The organism is Nocardioides antri (genome assembly GCF_008373765.1).
Lineage (GTDB): Bacteria > Actinomycetota > Actinomycetes > Propionibacteriales > Nocardioidaceae > Nocardioides > Nocardioides antri.
This window is the reverse complement of the sequence record NZ_VUJW01000010.1, coordinates 101,381-114,880: the sequence shown is the minus strand read 5'-3', so window position 1 is coordinate 114,880 and position 13,500 is coordinate 101,381. Positions and strand designations below refer to the sequence as shown.

The following is a 13,500-nucleotide window of genomic DNA, read 5'->3' as shown; positions in this document are numbered from 1 at the left end:
TCAGGGTGTCGGGACGTACCTGCTGACCTCGACGCCGTTCTCGTCGTACTCGATGGAGAAGGAGCGGTTGAACTCGTCGCTCGCCGAGGTGTGGAACCAGCTGGTGTCGTCCCCGGTCGGCTTCGAGATGAAGATGTAGCAGTCGTCCTCCGTGGCGCCTTGGGCCAGGTCGAGCACCGGGTCGCACATGCCGTCGATGACGTCGAGGTCGAGGTCGGCGAGGTCGAACCGCTGGTCGGTCGACGTGCCCTTGGTCGACTCGTCCAGGCCGCCGCCCGACCAGCGGTAGCTGATCTCCCGGGTGTCGCCCGGGTCGCGGGAGTAGGGCACGTCGACGATGACGTAGTCGGTGTAGAGACCCACCCAGTAGACCTCGGTGCTGTCCCGTTCGTCCTCGAGCGTCTCGGTCAGCTTCGCGACGTCCTCGGGGTCCTTGGCGTCGATGCCGCCCCCGACGGCGACGAAGATCGCGACGGCGGTGGCCACGACCACCCCGAGGACCACGACCGCGAGGATCACCCCGATCAGCGCGCCCGCGCCGGACCGACGACGTACGACGACCGGCGTCTTCGGCGCCTCGCCGGCCTGCGGTGGCTCCGGGTCGGGGGTGTCGTCACCCTCGTAGACGCGCCACTGGTCGGGAGGATCCGGCTGGTCTGCCATGGTCGAAAACTAGGGCAGGACGCCCGCCCCTGCATGGCTCTTCCGGATGGTCTTGTCTTCCTGGGACGGCTGGGGCTGACCGGACTGACCAAGTCGCAGAGCGGCGGGAAGGGGACACCCGGCATGCCCGGCGCCCGCCGCGAGATCTGACCGTCGTTAATCCGTTAGGCCCGCCGGGAACGGGGCATCTACCCTTCACCCGTCCGGGAAGGACCCGGGCGCGCCACCAGGCACGCACGCCGAACAGGAGCAGTGACGTGGGCACCTACCGCATCCACCTCGACGCGAACCGCAGTGCGGTCCGCGCGCTGGGTGCTGCCCACCAGTGCCCGGAGCTCGGTGGCTTCGACCTCGGAAAGCGTTCGCGCAGGACCGAAGGTCTGGAGCTGCCCTCGGCGCTGGAGCTGCCCGTGTAGGTGTACTGACTGTCAGAGCACCCGGACACCGGGCCGCTTCAGCGCGAACCGCGCAGAAGCGGCCCTTCTGCATTTTTCGATCCCCCATCGCCAGCCACGACCCAAGCCACGACCCAAGCCACGACAAGGAGGTGAACGGCGATGACTGCACGGAAGATCCTGGCCCACGAGGACCGGTTCGAGACGAAGGGCGTGACCATCGCCTTCACCGCACCGACCCCGCACGACCCGAAGCTCGTGTGGGCCTGCGCGGACCACCCGGACCCCGACCTGTTCCACCCGACCGACGAGGCGGGTCTCGCCGCGGCACAGGCGTTCTGCGCCGACTGCCCCGTGCGCGAGCTCTGCCTCGAGCTCGGCCTGCGGCGGGACGAGTACGGCGTCTGGGGCGGCGTGCTGCTGGAGAACGGCAAGCCGCAGTCCGCCGTACCCCGGCGGGGCCGGCCTCCCAAGGTCGGTTCCGCGGCCTGACCACCCAGCCGGGAACGGAGAGGAGGTGGCGCACGCGGGCCGGATGATCGCCCGCGCCGTGGCCGAAGGTGATCCCGGCTGGCGCGGGCGTCGCCAACGTCCTGCGGTCGGGGTCTTCCACGGCCCCGACCGTAGGACGTCCGCCTAGTCCATGACGCGTGAAGAAGACCGAAGCGCCGCCCTGACCCCGTCAGGCGAGGCCGGTCGCGGTCCAGGCCCCGGCATGGACCTCGATCGGCCCGTCGCCGTACTCCTCGCGCATCGCGGCCATCAGGCCGGCGCGCTCGATCTGGTTGAGGCTGTCGACGTACGCCCCGGCCGGGCCGACACCCAGGGTGAACGGCTGCCACCACTCCTCGAACGTCGGGACCTCCAGGTGGATCGTCACCAGCGTCTCCTCGACCTCGCGCAACCCGACCTCCTCGAACAGCCGGGTCAGGTCGCCGGCGGTCGACCCGGGCAGCGCGCGCTCGCCCGCCGCCGTCGGGTCGTAGCGCTGCACGACCCCCCAGAAGCCGGACAGCGCCCCTCTTCCTCCTGCGTGGTCCCACACGCACGCCGAGACCCGCCCGCCGGCAGCGGTCACGCGCGCCATCTCCCCCACCCCGGCAGCCGGATCGCTCATGAAGTGCACGACGAGCTGTGCGAGCGCGGCACCGAAGGTGTCGTCGGGAAACGGCAGGGCCTCCGCCGAGGCACGGCGTACGACGGCCGCCGGGTGCGCTGCCGCGGTCGCCTCCACGAACGCCTCGACGGGATCGACGGCGATCACGTTCGCCTCGCCCTGCCGGCGCGCCAGCACGCTGGTGAGCATCCCGGGACCGCAGCCGACGTCGAGCACCTTCGCGTCGGGCTTCACGTCGACGAGCCCGACCTCGGCGAACGGCTCGGCCAGCGGCCCGGAGAAGCGCCCCATGAACCGGACGTACGCGTCGGCGGCGACGTCGAAGAGCTGCATGCCTGATGGTCGCACCAGCCACCACGCCGGACCATGGCACGTTCAGGCCAGAAGGACTGGTCAACTGGTGCTGTCCGGGGCGAGGTTGCGACCGCGGTCGGATGCGGCGAGCTGTCGGGCGCCGTACCGTCCTTTCATGAGGCAGGGACCCCAGAGCCCGAAGGAAGCCGCGGCCTTCGTCGTCGGCATCTTCCGCTCGCGGGCGTGGGAGTGGCAGGCGCAGCGGTCGGGCTCACCACTGGTGGGGTTCGACACCGACGAGGGCCGCCGCGACCCGTACCCGATCCACGAGCACGTGCGGGCGCTCGGCCGGGTCGTGCCGGGAATGCCCGGCTTCGCGGCGACGGCCGACTACGAGCTCTGCCACGACCTGGTGCGCCGCCGCGACTTCGGCGTCCGCGACCCCCACACCGACGTCGTGCACGGCGCGGTCTACCAGGGCAACAGCATCGACCGCTCGATCCTCGGGCTCAACCCACCCGACCACACCCGGCTCCGGCGGCTCGCGGCCCACGGCTTCAGCCCGAAACAGCTGGCGTCGTACGAGGTCGCCATCGAGAAGCGGGTGCAGGACCTGCTGGACGCGGTGGAGGGACGGGGCTCCTTCGACCTGGTCCACGCGTACGCCGCGCCGCTGCCGATCGGCGTGATCAGCGACCTGCTGGGCCTGCCGGACGCGGACGTGGCGGCGTTCGAGAAGTACGGCCAGACGCTGGCGTCGATCCTCGACGGGATCACCAGCCTCAACCACGCGCGGCGCGGCGCGACCGCGTCGTTCCGGGTGGAGCGGATCCTGGAGCGGCTGTTCGAGCTGCGCCGCACGGACCCGCGCGACGACCTGGTGAGCTCGCTGGTGGCGGCCGAGAAGGAGGGGCAGCTGACCCCGCGGGAGCTGCTGGCGATGTGCCAGCTCCTGCTGGTCGCCGGGTTCGAGACCACGGTGAACCTGATCAGCAACGCGGTGCTCGCGCTGCACCGCACGCCCGGCGCGTGGGAGCGGCTGGTCGACGACCCGGGCCTCGCGGCGCTCGCGGTCGAGGAGACGCTGCGCTACGACCCACCGGTCCAACGCACGATCCGGGCGGCGTTCGAGGACACGACGCTCGGCGGGCACCCGATCCCGAGGAGCACCTGGGTGGTCGCGCTGATCGGCGGCGCCAACCGCGACCCGGGGGTGTTCGAGGCGCCGGCGGAGTTCCGGATCGACAGGTACGCCGACGCGGCGACCCCGGCGCACCTCGCGTTCTCCGGCGGCGCGCACTACTGCATCGGCGCGCCCCTCGCCCGCCTCGAGGCCACCGTCGCGCTGCGTGCGCTGGCCGAGCGAGTCCCTCAGCTGCGGGTCGTCGGCGAGCCGACCATGCGACCGTCGACGACGGTGCGCGGCCCGGCTTCGCTGCCGGTGGGCGTGCGCTGACCCTCAGGACGGCGGCTCGAGGGTGCCGTCGACGTACTGCTGGACGATGGCGTCGACGGTCAGACCGACATCGATCACCACGCCGTCCTCCTCGGGACCGAGGGGCTCCAGGACGGCGAACTGCGAGTCCAGCAAGGACGCAGGCATGAAGTGCCCCGGGCGACCGGCCTGGCGGCCTGCGATGACCTGGCGGGAGCCGCTGAGGTGGAGGAACCTCACCCGCGGAGCGTGGGTCCGCAGCCGGTCGCGGTAGGCGACCTTGAGCGCGGAGCAGCTGACGACGCCGCCCTCCGCGTCGTGGCGGCAGAGCCAGGCGCCGATCGTGTCCAACCAGGGGCCCCGGTCGTCGTCGTCGAGCGGCTCGCCGGCCGTCATCTTGGCGATGTTGGCCGGCGGGTGGAGGTCGTCCGCATCGACGAAGGGCACGCCGAGACGCTGCGCCAGGGCCGCCCCGACCGTGGACTTGCCCGAGCCGGACACCCCCATCACGACGAGCAGGGGTGCGGTGTGTGTCATGGTGCCTCCGCTGTCGTCGGGTCGCCACCCCCATGATGTGCTCTTGCCGGAAGGAGGACGGGGATGACGGACACGCCGCGGCGCGCCTGGCTGGTGTGGGGCGTGGGGCTCGCCATCTACGTGATGGCCGTCTTCCACCGCACCAGCCTCGCGGTGGCCGGCCTGGCGGCCACCGATCGGTTCGACCTGTCGGCGAGCCAGCTCGGCTCCTTCACGATGCTCCAGCTCTTCGTGTACGCCGGCATGCAGATCCCGGTCGGCCTGCTGGTCGACCGCTTCGGACCGCGCACGGTGCTGACGGCGGGCGTGGTGACGATCAGCCTCGCCCAGGCCGGGTTCGCGCTGGCGACGTCGTACCCCGAGGCCCTGGCGGCGCGGGTCCTCGTCGGCCTCGGCGACGCGATGACCTTCATCTGCGTGCTGCGGCTGGTGAGCAGCTGGTTCGGGTCGCGGCAGATCCCGCTGGTCACCCAGCTCACCGGCAGCACCGGCCAGATCGGCTCGATCGCGGCGGCGGTCCCGATGACGTGGGCGCTGTCGGAGCTCGGCTGGACCACGGCGTACCTCATCTCCGCGGCCGCCGGGCCGGTGCTCCTGGTCGCACTCCTGCTGCTCGTCAGCGACGCGCCCGGCGCGCGGCACGTGCGCGGGCACCCGATGTCGCGGCTGACGCTGCTGGCGAGCCTGCGGGCGTCGTGGGCACAGCCCGGCACCCGGCTCGGCTTCTGGGTGCACTTCGCGACGCCGTTCAGCGCGCACCTGCTGGTGATGCTGTGGGGCTTCCCGTTCCTGGTGCTGAGCGAGGGCGTGTCCGAGACCGTGGCCGGCGCCCTGCTGAGCCTCATCATCGTCGCCGTCGTCGCCTCGGGGCCGGTGCTCGGCTGGCTGGTCGGGAACCACCCGTGGCACCGCTCGACGGTGGCACTGGCGACGATCGCGGCGATGGTGGCGGCCTGGACCGCCGTGCTGGCGTGGCCGGGCGAGGCGCCGCTGTGGCTGCTGGTCGTGCTGGTCGTGGCGTGCGGCTGCGGCGGACCGGCGTCGATGATCGGCTTCGACGTCGGCCGCACGTCCAACCCCGTCGACCGGATGGCCAGCGCGACCGGGATCATCAACGTCGGCGGGTTCGCCGCCGCGGTCCTCGCGGTGTCCGCGGTCGGCGCCGTGCTCGACCTCGCGACCCCGGGCTCGTCGACGGACTACACCGACGGTGCGTTCCGGGCGGCGATGAGCGTGCAGTACGTCCTGTGGGCGCTCGGCGCGGTGCAGATCTGGCGCTACCGCACCCGGGTACGACGCCTGCTCGGCCGCGACGTCGTCGAGGGCGGCTCGACCATGGTGGTCCCCGGCGGTTGAGGTGCGAGGCGCGCCAGCGCCGAGCCCCCGGCGGTTGAGGTGCGAGGCGCGCCAGCGCCGAGCCTCGAAACCCCGCGCTAGGTTCGGAGGCATGGAGCGCCCCATCCTCAAACCCGGCCCGAGCCACCCGATCACCGTCACGCCGAGCCCGCGACGGGTGACCGTCACCGCGAACGGCCGGACGATCGTCGACACCACCCGCGCGGTCACGCTGCAGGAGGCCAGCTATCCGGCCGTCCTGTACCTCCCCCGCGAGGACACCGACATGACGGCCCTCGAGCCGACCGAGTCGCACACCTACTGCCCCTACAAGGGCCAGGCGTCGTACTTCGACATCGTCACCGACGAGGGCCGGCTCAGCGACGCGGTGTGGTCCTACGAGGCCCCGCACGACGCCGTGCCCGACATCGCCGGCCGGCTCGCGTTCTACCCCGACAAGGTGCAGATCACCGAGCACTGACGCGGTCAGGCGTCGGACAGGACGCCTTCGCGCTCGGCCTGCGCGACGATGCGCCGTACGTTGGTGATCGCGCCGCAGCCCCGGTCGATCAGCTCGTTGCGCCGGGCTGCCCACTTCGCGCCGAGCTCGCGGCGGAGCCGCTCGTTGACCTCCTCGCGGGCCGGGCTGAGGATGGTGAGCTCCTCCTCGGCGATGTGGTGGGCGATCAGGTTGCTGAGCTTCTCCACCGCGTCGTCGAACGCCTGCGTCTTCGTGCCCTTGAGCTCGAGCAGCGCGAGCAGCGCCTGGTTGCCCTCGGCGTGCTCCTCGTGACCGTGCTCGACGTCCTCCTTGTCGACCTGCCCCGAGGCGCGCCGGAGCGCAGGGTAGACCAGCTCCTCCTCGGCCTCGCCGTGCGCGATGAGCACGTCGGCGAACGCCACCCGCACGGCGTCGCGGTCCTGCGTGGTGTCGCGCAGCTGGGCCAGGAGCCGCTCGAAGAGGCGGTGGTCGTCGAGGATGAGGTCGATGACGTCGCCCGCAACCGGGCGTCCGAGGTCGATGGCGCTGTTCATGGGGCCGGCAGTACCCCGCCGTCGCAGGCCGCATCCCCCGGCCGGGAGCAGAGGGGGTCCCGGACGTGGGAGGCTCGGGCCATGCCCGAACGCAACGTCCTCGGCGGCGAGCTCGAGCCGTGCGGGACCGACCCGATGACCGGCTTCTACCGCGACGGGAGCTGCTCCTGCGGCCCGGAGGACCAGGGCCGGCACGCTGTCTGCGCGGTGATGACCGACGAGTTCCTCGCCCACCAGCAGGCGGTCGGCAACGACCTGTCGACGCCGCGCCCGGAGTGGAGCTTCCCGGGCCTCAAGCCCGGCGACCGGTGGTGCGTGGTCGCGCTGCGCTGGCTGCAGGCGTACGCCGACGGCGTGCCCGCGCCCGTCGTGCTCGCCGCGACCAACGAGCGGGCGCTCGAGGTGATCCCGATCGAGGCGCTGCGGGAGCACTCGGTCGACGTACCCGACGATCCGGGCACGCTGACCTGACCCGCCGCTCCCGGGTTTGCCGCGCAGCGATAACGTCCCAGTCGTCATGGATCTCTCCGACGTGATCGAAACCCTCCGCAGCGAGGGGTACGACGTGAAGCAGCCTCTGCCCGGCACCCTGCAGGTGGAGGGCCGCTTCCTCAACCCGGAGCGGATCGCGCTGCGTGCGGCGGGCGAGGCCGGCGACACCGCCCTCGCCGTGTGGGCCGTCAGCCGCGAGAACGACTGGACCCTGGTCGGCTGGAAGCGGCCTGACCTGGTGACGATCAACCAGCGCGGGCGGCTGCAGCGGTGGCGGCACCGGCGGATCCCGCCGGCGATGCGCCCCGACGCCCAGACGTTCCTCGAGGGTGGCGCGTCGCCCCACGACATCGTGACCACGCCGAAGCACCGGCCGACCGACGCCGCCCGCGAGGTCCTGGCCGGCCTCGGCATCGAGGCTCCCGAGCCGCCGGGCTGGGAGCCGCCTCCCCCGCCGCCGGTCCCGGTCGCCCCCGTCGCCGCGCCGAAGCCGAAGCGGGTCCGCACCGCCGCCCCGAAGCCGGCTACCGCACGCAAGCCCGAGCCCGTCACCAAGGTGTGCCCGACCTGCTTCATGGCACTCCCGGCCACCGGGATCTGCGACAACTGCGGCTGATTCAGCCGCCGGACGATGGCGCGCGGGAGCCCTCCGGGTCCACCATCGGTCCATGACCGACGCGCCTCCGCAGGAGTCGATGACGATGCGGGTCGTCGTCACCGTCCTGGTGACCGCGATCATGATCCTGCCGTTCGTGCTCGTGGGCGGCGGCATCTGGCTGCTCGCCCAGCGCCAGCTCGGTGAGCGGGTCGAGGCCGAGGTCATCAGCTGCGACATCGACGTCGGTTACAAGACCGCGTCCCAGCACTGCCTCGCCCGCTGGACCGAGGACGGCGTCGAGAAGACCGGCCCCATCCAGGGCTCCGGCAGCCAGGAGGTCGGCGAGACGGTCACCGCCACGAAGCGCGGCGACGAGCTCTACAGCCGGTCCCTCTCGCTGCCGCTCGTGCTGCTCGGCCTCGGCCTGGTGATGATGGTCTTCCCGGTGCTCTGGCTCAAGAGCCGCCTGACCACGAGGTCGTCATCGCCAGGGTGACCGATGGGTCACTGTGGCGAGGGACGACTAGCGTCGTGCCCGTGACCCGGACCGTCGTCGGCGCGATCATCGTCGACCAGCCCGAGCGGCCGTCGTACGTCGTCGCGGCCCGTCGTACGAAACCGACCGCACTGGCCGGGAAGTGGGAGTTCCCGGGCGGGAAGGTCGAGGACAGCGAGACGCCGGAGGGTGCGCTGGCGCGGGAGGTCCGGGAGGAGCTGGGCGTGGAGATCGCGGTGGGCACCGAGCTCGCGGGCCCGTGGCCGATCTCGGAGACCTACGAGCTGCGGCTCTTCCTCGCCACCGTCACCGCGGGCGAGCTGCACCGCAGCGAGGACCACGACGAGCTGCGCCGGCTCACGGCCGACGAGCTCACCTCCGTCGACTGGCTGCCGTCGGACCTGCAGGCGCTCCCCGCGCTGCGGGCGCTGATGGACTAGCTCTCCCAGGCGGCTTGCCATGTCGCCTGTGGTCTCGGGGACGATGGATGCATGACGCAGAGCCTGGCCGGGATCGTCCCCGGCATCATCGACGCCCACATCCACCAGTGGGACCCGTTCACCACACCGCGCGAGGCGTCCCGGCTCGCGCCGCTCTACCGACGGGCTCCCCGGCTGCTGGAGCGGTTGATGCCGGTCCTCCTCGACCAGGGCAAGCGGGAGATGGTCCGCACGGCGCAGTACGCCGCGGCGCCGTACCTCCCGGCGGACTACGCCGCCGACGTGGCCGGGGCGGTCGACGTGGTGGGTGTCCCGGTCGAGACGGCGGTGCACGTGCAGTGCGGCTGGCACCGACCGGACCAGTCCGACGAGACCTCCTGGCTCGACGCGCTGCCGTTCGGGTCAGCCGGCAACCCCGGCCTGGCCGCGATCGTCGGCAACGCCGACCCGCGCGAGCCCGACTTCGCCGCGGTCCTCGACGCGCACGCCCGCGCGAGCGACCGGTTCCGCGGCATCAGGTTCATCACCGCGTGGCACCCAGACCGCGGCGTGCTGAGCTGGGTCGACGAGGAGGGCGTGCTCCGGTCGCCGGACTTCCTGCGGGGGTTCGCCGCGCTCGCGGAGCGCGGCCTGACGTTCGACGCCTACCTCTACTCCCACCAGCTGCCCGACGTCCGCGTGCTCGCGAAGGAGTACCCCGACACGACGATCGTGCTCGACCACTACGCCCCGCCGGTGGGGATGTGCGGCCCGATGGGCAGGTCCACCGGCCGTACGGCGGCCGACCGCGCCTCGCTCGTCGCCCGGTGGAAGGACGACCTGGCCGAGCTGGCCGACCACCCCAACGTCGTCGCCAAGCACTCCGGCCTCGCCTTCCCCATGCTCGGCCTCCGCGAGCCCGGCACCACCCGCGCGCAGGTGGTCGAGCAGGTGGCCGTGCTGGTCGAGCACACCACCGACGTCTTCGGCGAGGACCGGCTCGTGTTCGGGTCCAACTTCCCGATGGACAAGGCGATCGCGTCCTACGGCACGGTCGTCGGAGCTCTCGTCGACCTCCTCGCGCCGCGCGGCGCCGACCTGCTCCGGAAGGTGTTCCGCGACAACGCCCGCGCCGTCTACGACCTCTGACGCTCCCAGGTTGCGGGCGCCGCTAGACGAGCGCTGGTTCGTCCTCGAGGATCCGGTACGGCGGCTCCGCCTCACGGTTCTGGAACGCCAGGATCGCCGGGTTGATCACCCGGCCCTCACGGATCTCGATCGCGCCGCTCAGGGTGTCGTCGGCGTCCCACGACGGACCGCCCTCGAGGACCGGGCGGAGGAACGGGATCAGCGCGTTGCTGTTCTCCCAGGTCGCCGAGTTCCAGAGGTACGACGGGCTGTGGTCGACCGCGTAGTAGAGCACGTTGTCGCCCACCACGAAGGCCGGCTCCTCGAACGACGTCGGTCGGGCCCAGCTGAAGCCCATGCCCAGGTCGCACGACACGTCGACGATGACGCTGCCCGGCCGGAACTGGCCCAGGTCCTCGGTCTGGAGGTAGACCAACGGGTGGGCGGTGTCCTGGAACGTGCAGTTGACGACGAGGTCGGCCTGGGCGAGGTACGCCGGCAGCGGCTCGCGGCCGCGCTCGGTGATCACGTGGCTCGGCTGTCCGCCCGCCACGTCGTGCTCGAACTGCCGGATCCGCACCGAGTGGATCGGCGAGCCGACCGCCGCGACGGCCCGGTTGGTCAGCACGGTGACCTCGTGCACGCCGTGCGCGTTGAGCGCGGTCACGGCCCCGCGTGCGGTCGCGCCGAAGCCGATCACCACCGCCGTCAGCCGGCGGCCGTAGTCACCGGTCAGGCCCGCGAGCTCGAGCGCGTGGATCACCGAGCAGTAGCCGGCGAGCTCGTTGTTCTTGTGGAACACGTGCAGCCCGACGGCGCCGTCGCGGGTCCAGTGGTTCATGGCCTCGAAGGCGATCAGTGTCAGGTCCTGGTCGATCGCGAGCTGGGTGAGCTCGGCGTCCTGGACGCAGTGCTGCCAGCCCCACAGCACCTGCCCCGACCCCATTGCGGCGACGTCGGAGTGCTGCGGCTTCGGCAGCAGCACCACGTCGGCGTGCGCCAGGATCTCCGCGCGCGACGCGAACCCGGCCACGTGCTCGCCGAGCGCCTCGTCGGACACGCCGAACCGCGCGCCGTACCCGTGCTCGAGGGTGATCCTCGCCCGCACGTCGGCGTCCAGGTGCGGGATGTGCTCCGGGTGGAGCGGCAGACGGTGCTCGTTCTCCTTCGCGGAGGACCCGATGACCCCGAGACTGAGCAACGTCACTTCTTCTTCGTCGGGTGCATCTGCTCGGAGAAGGTGGTCTCCTGAGACCCCTTGTCGCGCTTCTCCGCGCGTTTCTCCTTGATGGACTTCCCGGACTTCTTCGACATGGACTGTCGCGGCGACTTGTCGCTCATGGTGGGTTCTCTCTGAGAGGAAGCCTGAATGGCCCCGTCCCTCGACAGTACGCCGTTCCTGTCCGGATTCCTCCCCCAACCGTCGGAGGTGGCCCCGATGATGGGCGCGGAGGACGGATGGGCATGGTGAGCAGGACGTACGGCGCCGCAGTGGCGACCGTTGTCCTCGCGCTCTCCGGGTGCGCGCCCACCGACACTGCTCCGTCGGCTCCCGAGCCGAGCGAGAGCCCGCCGGCTCCGACCGACGCCCGGCGGCTGCTCGCCGAGCTCCGGCTCGCCGACCGGGAGCAGCCCGACACCTACGACCGCGACACGTTCGGATCTCCCTGGTCCGACACCGACGGCAACGGCTGCAACCAGCGCGACGACGTACTCCTCCGCGACGCCGTCCCCGGCACCGTCACCGTCGGCGAGCAGGACGCGTGCGACCACGACGTCCTCGCCGGCACCTGGATCGACCCCTACACCGGCACGACCCTGGTCTTCGACGACCTCAAGGACCTCTCCCAGGCCCAGGCGATCCAGATCGACCACGTCGTCCCCCTCGCCGAGGCCTGGTACTCCGGCGCCGCCGCGTGGACCGACGAGCAGCGGCGCACGTACGCCAACGACCTCACGGTCCTGCTCGCCGTCGACGGCCCGACCAACGCCGGCAAGGGCGCCGACGACCCCGCGGCCTGGCGCCCGCGGAAGGACTACCAGTGCGCCTACGCGCGTCGCTGGATCCGCGTGAAGCACCACTACGACCTCACCGTGGACCCCAGCGAGGTTCGGGCGCTCGAGGAGATGCTCGGCTACTGCTGACGGGCCGGCGGTCTCCGCATGCGGCCCACCCACGCGGGTACCGCCCCCGAAATCGCTGGAGCGCAGGTGGTCCGACATGACACGTGACGAGCCCGGAGACATCGCGCTGCCGCTGCGGCACGCGGACGACCTCGATCCCCTGCTCACGCGGGTCGGGGACGCACGGATCGTGTGCATCGGTGAGGCGTCGCACGGCACCCACGAGTACTACGCCTGGAGAGCCACGCTCACGAAGCGCCTGATCCAGGAGAAGGGCTTCGACCTCGTCGCCGTCGAGGGCGACTGGCCGGACTGCTACGAGGTGAACCGCTCGGTGGTCGCGTCGGGCGACAGCCGGCCCACCCCCGAGGAGAGCCTGGCCAACTTCGTGCGCTGGCCGACCTGGATGTGGGCCAACCAGGACGTGCTCGACTTCACCCGGTGGCTGCGGGAAGCGAACCAGACCCGCCCCGAGGACGAGCGGGTGCGGTTCTACGGGCTCGACGTCTACTCCCTGTGGGAGTCGCTCCGGGAGGTCCTCGACTACCTGGCCGAGCACCACCCCGCGGAGATGGAGTCCGCGCTCACGGCATGCCGCTGCTTCGAGCCGTACGCCGAGGACCCGCAGACCTATGCCGCCGCCACCCGGTTCGTCCCCGACACCTGCGAGGCGGAGGTGATCGACCTGCTGAGCGCCCTCGTCGACCGGCGCCGCGGCGCCGTACCCGATGCGGACGGAGACCCCGAGGCGGCGTTCGCCGCCGAGCAGAACGCCCGCGCCGTCGTCGACGCCGAGGCGTACTACCGGGCCATGGTCCGCGGCGGTCCGGACTCGTGGAACATCCGCGACACCCACATGGCCGACACGCTGGACCAGCTGCTGGCCCACCACGACGGCAGGCGGACCGGTCGCCGGTCGAAGGCGGTCGTGTGGGAGCACAACACCCATGTCGGCGACGCCCGGCACACCGACATGCGGCGGGCCGGCCTGGTGAACGTCGGCCAGCTCGTGCGCGAGCGGCACGGCGAGTCCGACTGCGTCCTGGTCGGCTTCGGGTCGCACCGCGGCACGGTGGTCGCCGCCGAGGGGTGGGGCCGACCGCACGCGGTGATGCAGGTCCCGCCGGCGCGGGCCGGCAGCACCGAGGAGCTCCTCCACGCATCAGTGCCGTACGACGCCGCACTGTTCGTCTTCGGCCCCACCCTCCCCGAGTGGGCCGCCGAGCGCCGCGACCACCGCGCCATCGGCGTCGTCTACCGGCCGACTGCCGAACGCTGGGGCAATTACGTCCCCACCGTCCTCGGCAGAAGGTACGACGCCTTCCTCTGGGTCGACCGGACGACCGCCCTCGCGCCGCTGGCCGGGACCGAGGGGCGGACCGACGAGCTGGAGACCTGGCCGTTCGGGGCCTGAACCGGCCAACCCCAGGCG

At 71.9% G+C, this 13,500-nt stretch carries 18 protein-coding genes; 12 read left to right on the top strand and 6 right to left on the bottom strand.

The window, feature by feature from the left end; translation table 11 throughout:
* Entirely contained in the window at positions 1-663 is a 663-nt protein-coding gene (locus F0U47_RS16215; protein ID WP_149751516.1) for a hypothetical protein, read from the bottom strand.
* Between the two features lie 257 nt (positions 664-920).
* On the opposite strand from F0U47_RS16215, the gene F0U47_RS21315 reads away from it, so the two are divergent.
* The gene (locus tag F0U47_RS21315; protein WP_188111390.1) at positions 921-1,079 is read left to right on the top strand and encodes a hypothetical protein; all 159 of its coding nucleotides are present in this window, start codon (positions 921-923) and stop codon (positions 1,077-1,079) included.
* A 141-nt stretch (positions 1,080-1,220) separates the two neighbouring features.
* Positions 1,221-1,550 carry a WhiB family transcriptional regulator gene (locus F0U47_RS16210; RefSeq protein ID WP_149751515.1) on the top strand — a complete coding sequence of 110 codons (330 nt, stop codon included), beginning with the start codon at positions 1,221-1,223 and terminating at the stop codon, positions 1,548-1,550.
* Positions 1,551-1,740: 190 nt separating this feature from the next.
* On the opposite strand, the gene F0U47_RS16205 is transcribed toward F0U47_RS16210, so the two are convergent.
* Entirely contained in the window at positions 1,741-2,508 is a 768-nt protein-coding gene (locus F0U47_RS16205) for a class I SAM-dependent methyltransferase (protein WP_149751514.1), read from the bottom strand.
* 136 nt (positions 2,509-2,644) lie between these two features.
* On the opposite strand from F0U47_RS16205, the gene F0U47_RS16200 reads away from it, so the two are divergent.
* A complete protein-coding gene (locus F0U47_RS16200; protein ID WP_149751513.1) occupies positions 2,645-3,925 on the top strand; it encodes a cytochrome P450 in 1,281 nt (426 codons plus the stop codon).
* A 3-nt stretch (positions 3,926-3,928) separates the two neighbouring features.
* On the opposite strand, the gene F0U47_RS16195 is transcribed toward F0U47_RS16200, so the two are convergent.
* A complete protein-coding gene (locus F0U47_RS16195; protein WP_246159663.1) occupies positions 3,929-4,441 on the bottom strand; it encodes a gluconokinase in 513 nt (170 codons plus the stop codon).
* Positions 4,442-4,504: 63 nt separating this feature from the next.
* Here F0U47_RS16195 and F0U47_RS16190 point away from each other — a divergent pair, with 63 nt between their 5' ends.
* Both F0U47_RS16190 and F0U47_RS16185 read left to right on the top strand, forming a co-directional pair.
* Complete coding sequence (locus F0U47_RS16190; protein WP_149751512.1) at positions 4,505-5,797, top strand: MFS transporter; 1,293 nt, start codon at positions 4,505-4,507, stop codon at positions 5,795-5,797.
* Positions 5,798-5,888: 91 nt separating this feature from the next.
* Positions 5,889-6,257 (top strand): DUF427 domain-containing protein, encoded by a 369-nt coding sequence (locus F0U47_RS16185; RefSeq protein WP_223162807.1) that lies wholly within the window; start codon positions 5,889-5,891, stop codon positions 6,255-6,257.
* A gap of 5 nt (positions 6,258-6,262) precedes the next feature.
* Here the strand turns inward: F0U47_RS16185 and F0U47_RS16180 are convergent, their stop codons facing one another.
* On the bottom strand, positions 6,263-6,811 hold the full coding sequence (locus F0U47_RS16180; RefSeq protein WP_149751511.1) for a hemerythrin domain-containing protein: 549 nt from the start codon (positions 6,809-6,811) through the stop codon (positions 6,263-6,265).
* 81 nt (positions 6,812-6,892) lie between these two features.
* Here F0U47_RS16180 and F0U47_RS16175 point away from each other — a divergent pair, with 81 nt between their 5' ends.
* From F0U47_RS16175 to F0U47_RS16155, 5 genes are read left to right on the top strand one after another with little or no spacing between them, the layout of a single operon-like run.
* Complete coding sequence (locus F0U47_RS16175; RefSeq protein ID WP_149751510.1) at positions 6,893-7,282, top strand: DUF2237 family protein; 390 nt, start codon at positions 6,893-6,895, stop codon at positions 7,280-7,282.
* A 46-nt stretch (positions 7,283-7,328) separates the two neighbouring features.
* Entirely contained in the window at positions 7,329-7,919 is a 591-nt protein-coding gene (locus F0U47_RS16170) for a hypothetical protein (protein WP_149751509.1), read from the top strand.
* Between the two features lie 52 nt (positions 7,920-7,971).
* Positions 7,972-8,397 carry a hypothetical protein gene (locus F0U47_RS16165; RefSeq protein ID WP_149751508.1) on the top strand — a complete coding sequence of 142 codons (426 nt, stop codon included), beginning with the start codon at positions 7,972-7,974 and terminating at the stop codon, positions 8,395-8,397.
* 41 nt (positions 8,398-8,438) lie between these two features.
* Entirely contained in the window at positions 8,439-8,837 is a 399-nt protein-coding gene (locus F0U47_RS16160) for a (deoxy)nucleoside triphosphate pyrophosphohydrolase (RefSeq protein WP_246159662.1), read from the top strand.
* A 51-nt stretch (positions 8,838-8,888) separates the two neighbouring features.
* Positions 8,889-9,965 (top strand): amidohydrolase family protein, encoded by a 1,077-nt coding sequence (locus tag F0U47_RS16155; protein ID WP_149751506.1) that lies wholly within the window; start codon positions 8,889-8,891, stop codon positions 9,963-9,965.
* Positions 9,966-9,987: 22 nt separating this feature from the next.
* Here the strand turns inward: F0U47_RS16155 and F0U47_RS16150 are convergent, their stop codons facing one another.
* On the bottom strand, positions 9,988-11,151 hold the full coding sequence (locus F0U47_RS16150) for a N(5)-(carboxyethyl)ornithine synthase (protein WP_149751505.1): 1,164 nt from the start codon (positions 11,149-11,151) through the stop codon (positions 9,988-9,990).
* Positions 11,148-11,285, bottom strand: coding sequence for a hypothetical protein (locus F0U47_RS21310; RefSeq protein ID WP_188111389.1), 138 nt, complete (start codon positions 11,283-11,285; stop codon positions 11,148-11,150). The genes F0U47_RS16150 and F0U47_RS21310 overlap by 4 nt, the downstream gene beginning before the upstream one ends.
* A gap of 123 nt (positions 11,286-11,408) precedes the next feature.
* Between F0U47_RS21310 and F0U47_RS16145 the strand changes: the two genes are divergently transcribed.
* Both F0U47_RS16145 and F0U47_RS16140 read left to right on the top strand, forming a co-directional pair.
* The gene (locus F0U47_RS16145; RefSeq protein ID WP_149751504.1) at positions 11,409-12,089 is read left to right on the top strand and encodes an HNH endonuclease family protein; all 681 of its coding nucleotides are present in this window, start codon (positions 11,409-11,411) and stop codon (positions 12,087-12,089) included.
* 76 nt (positions 12,090-12,165) lie between these two features.
* Positions 12,166-13,482, top strand: coding sequence for an erythromycin esterase family protein (locus tag F0U47_RS16140; protein WP_149751503.1), 1,317 nt, complete (start codon positions 12,166-12,168; stop codon positions 13,480-13,482).
* The last annotated feature ends 18 nt before the right edge of the window (positions 13,483-13,500 follow it).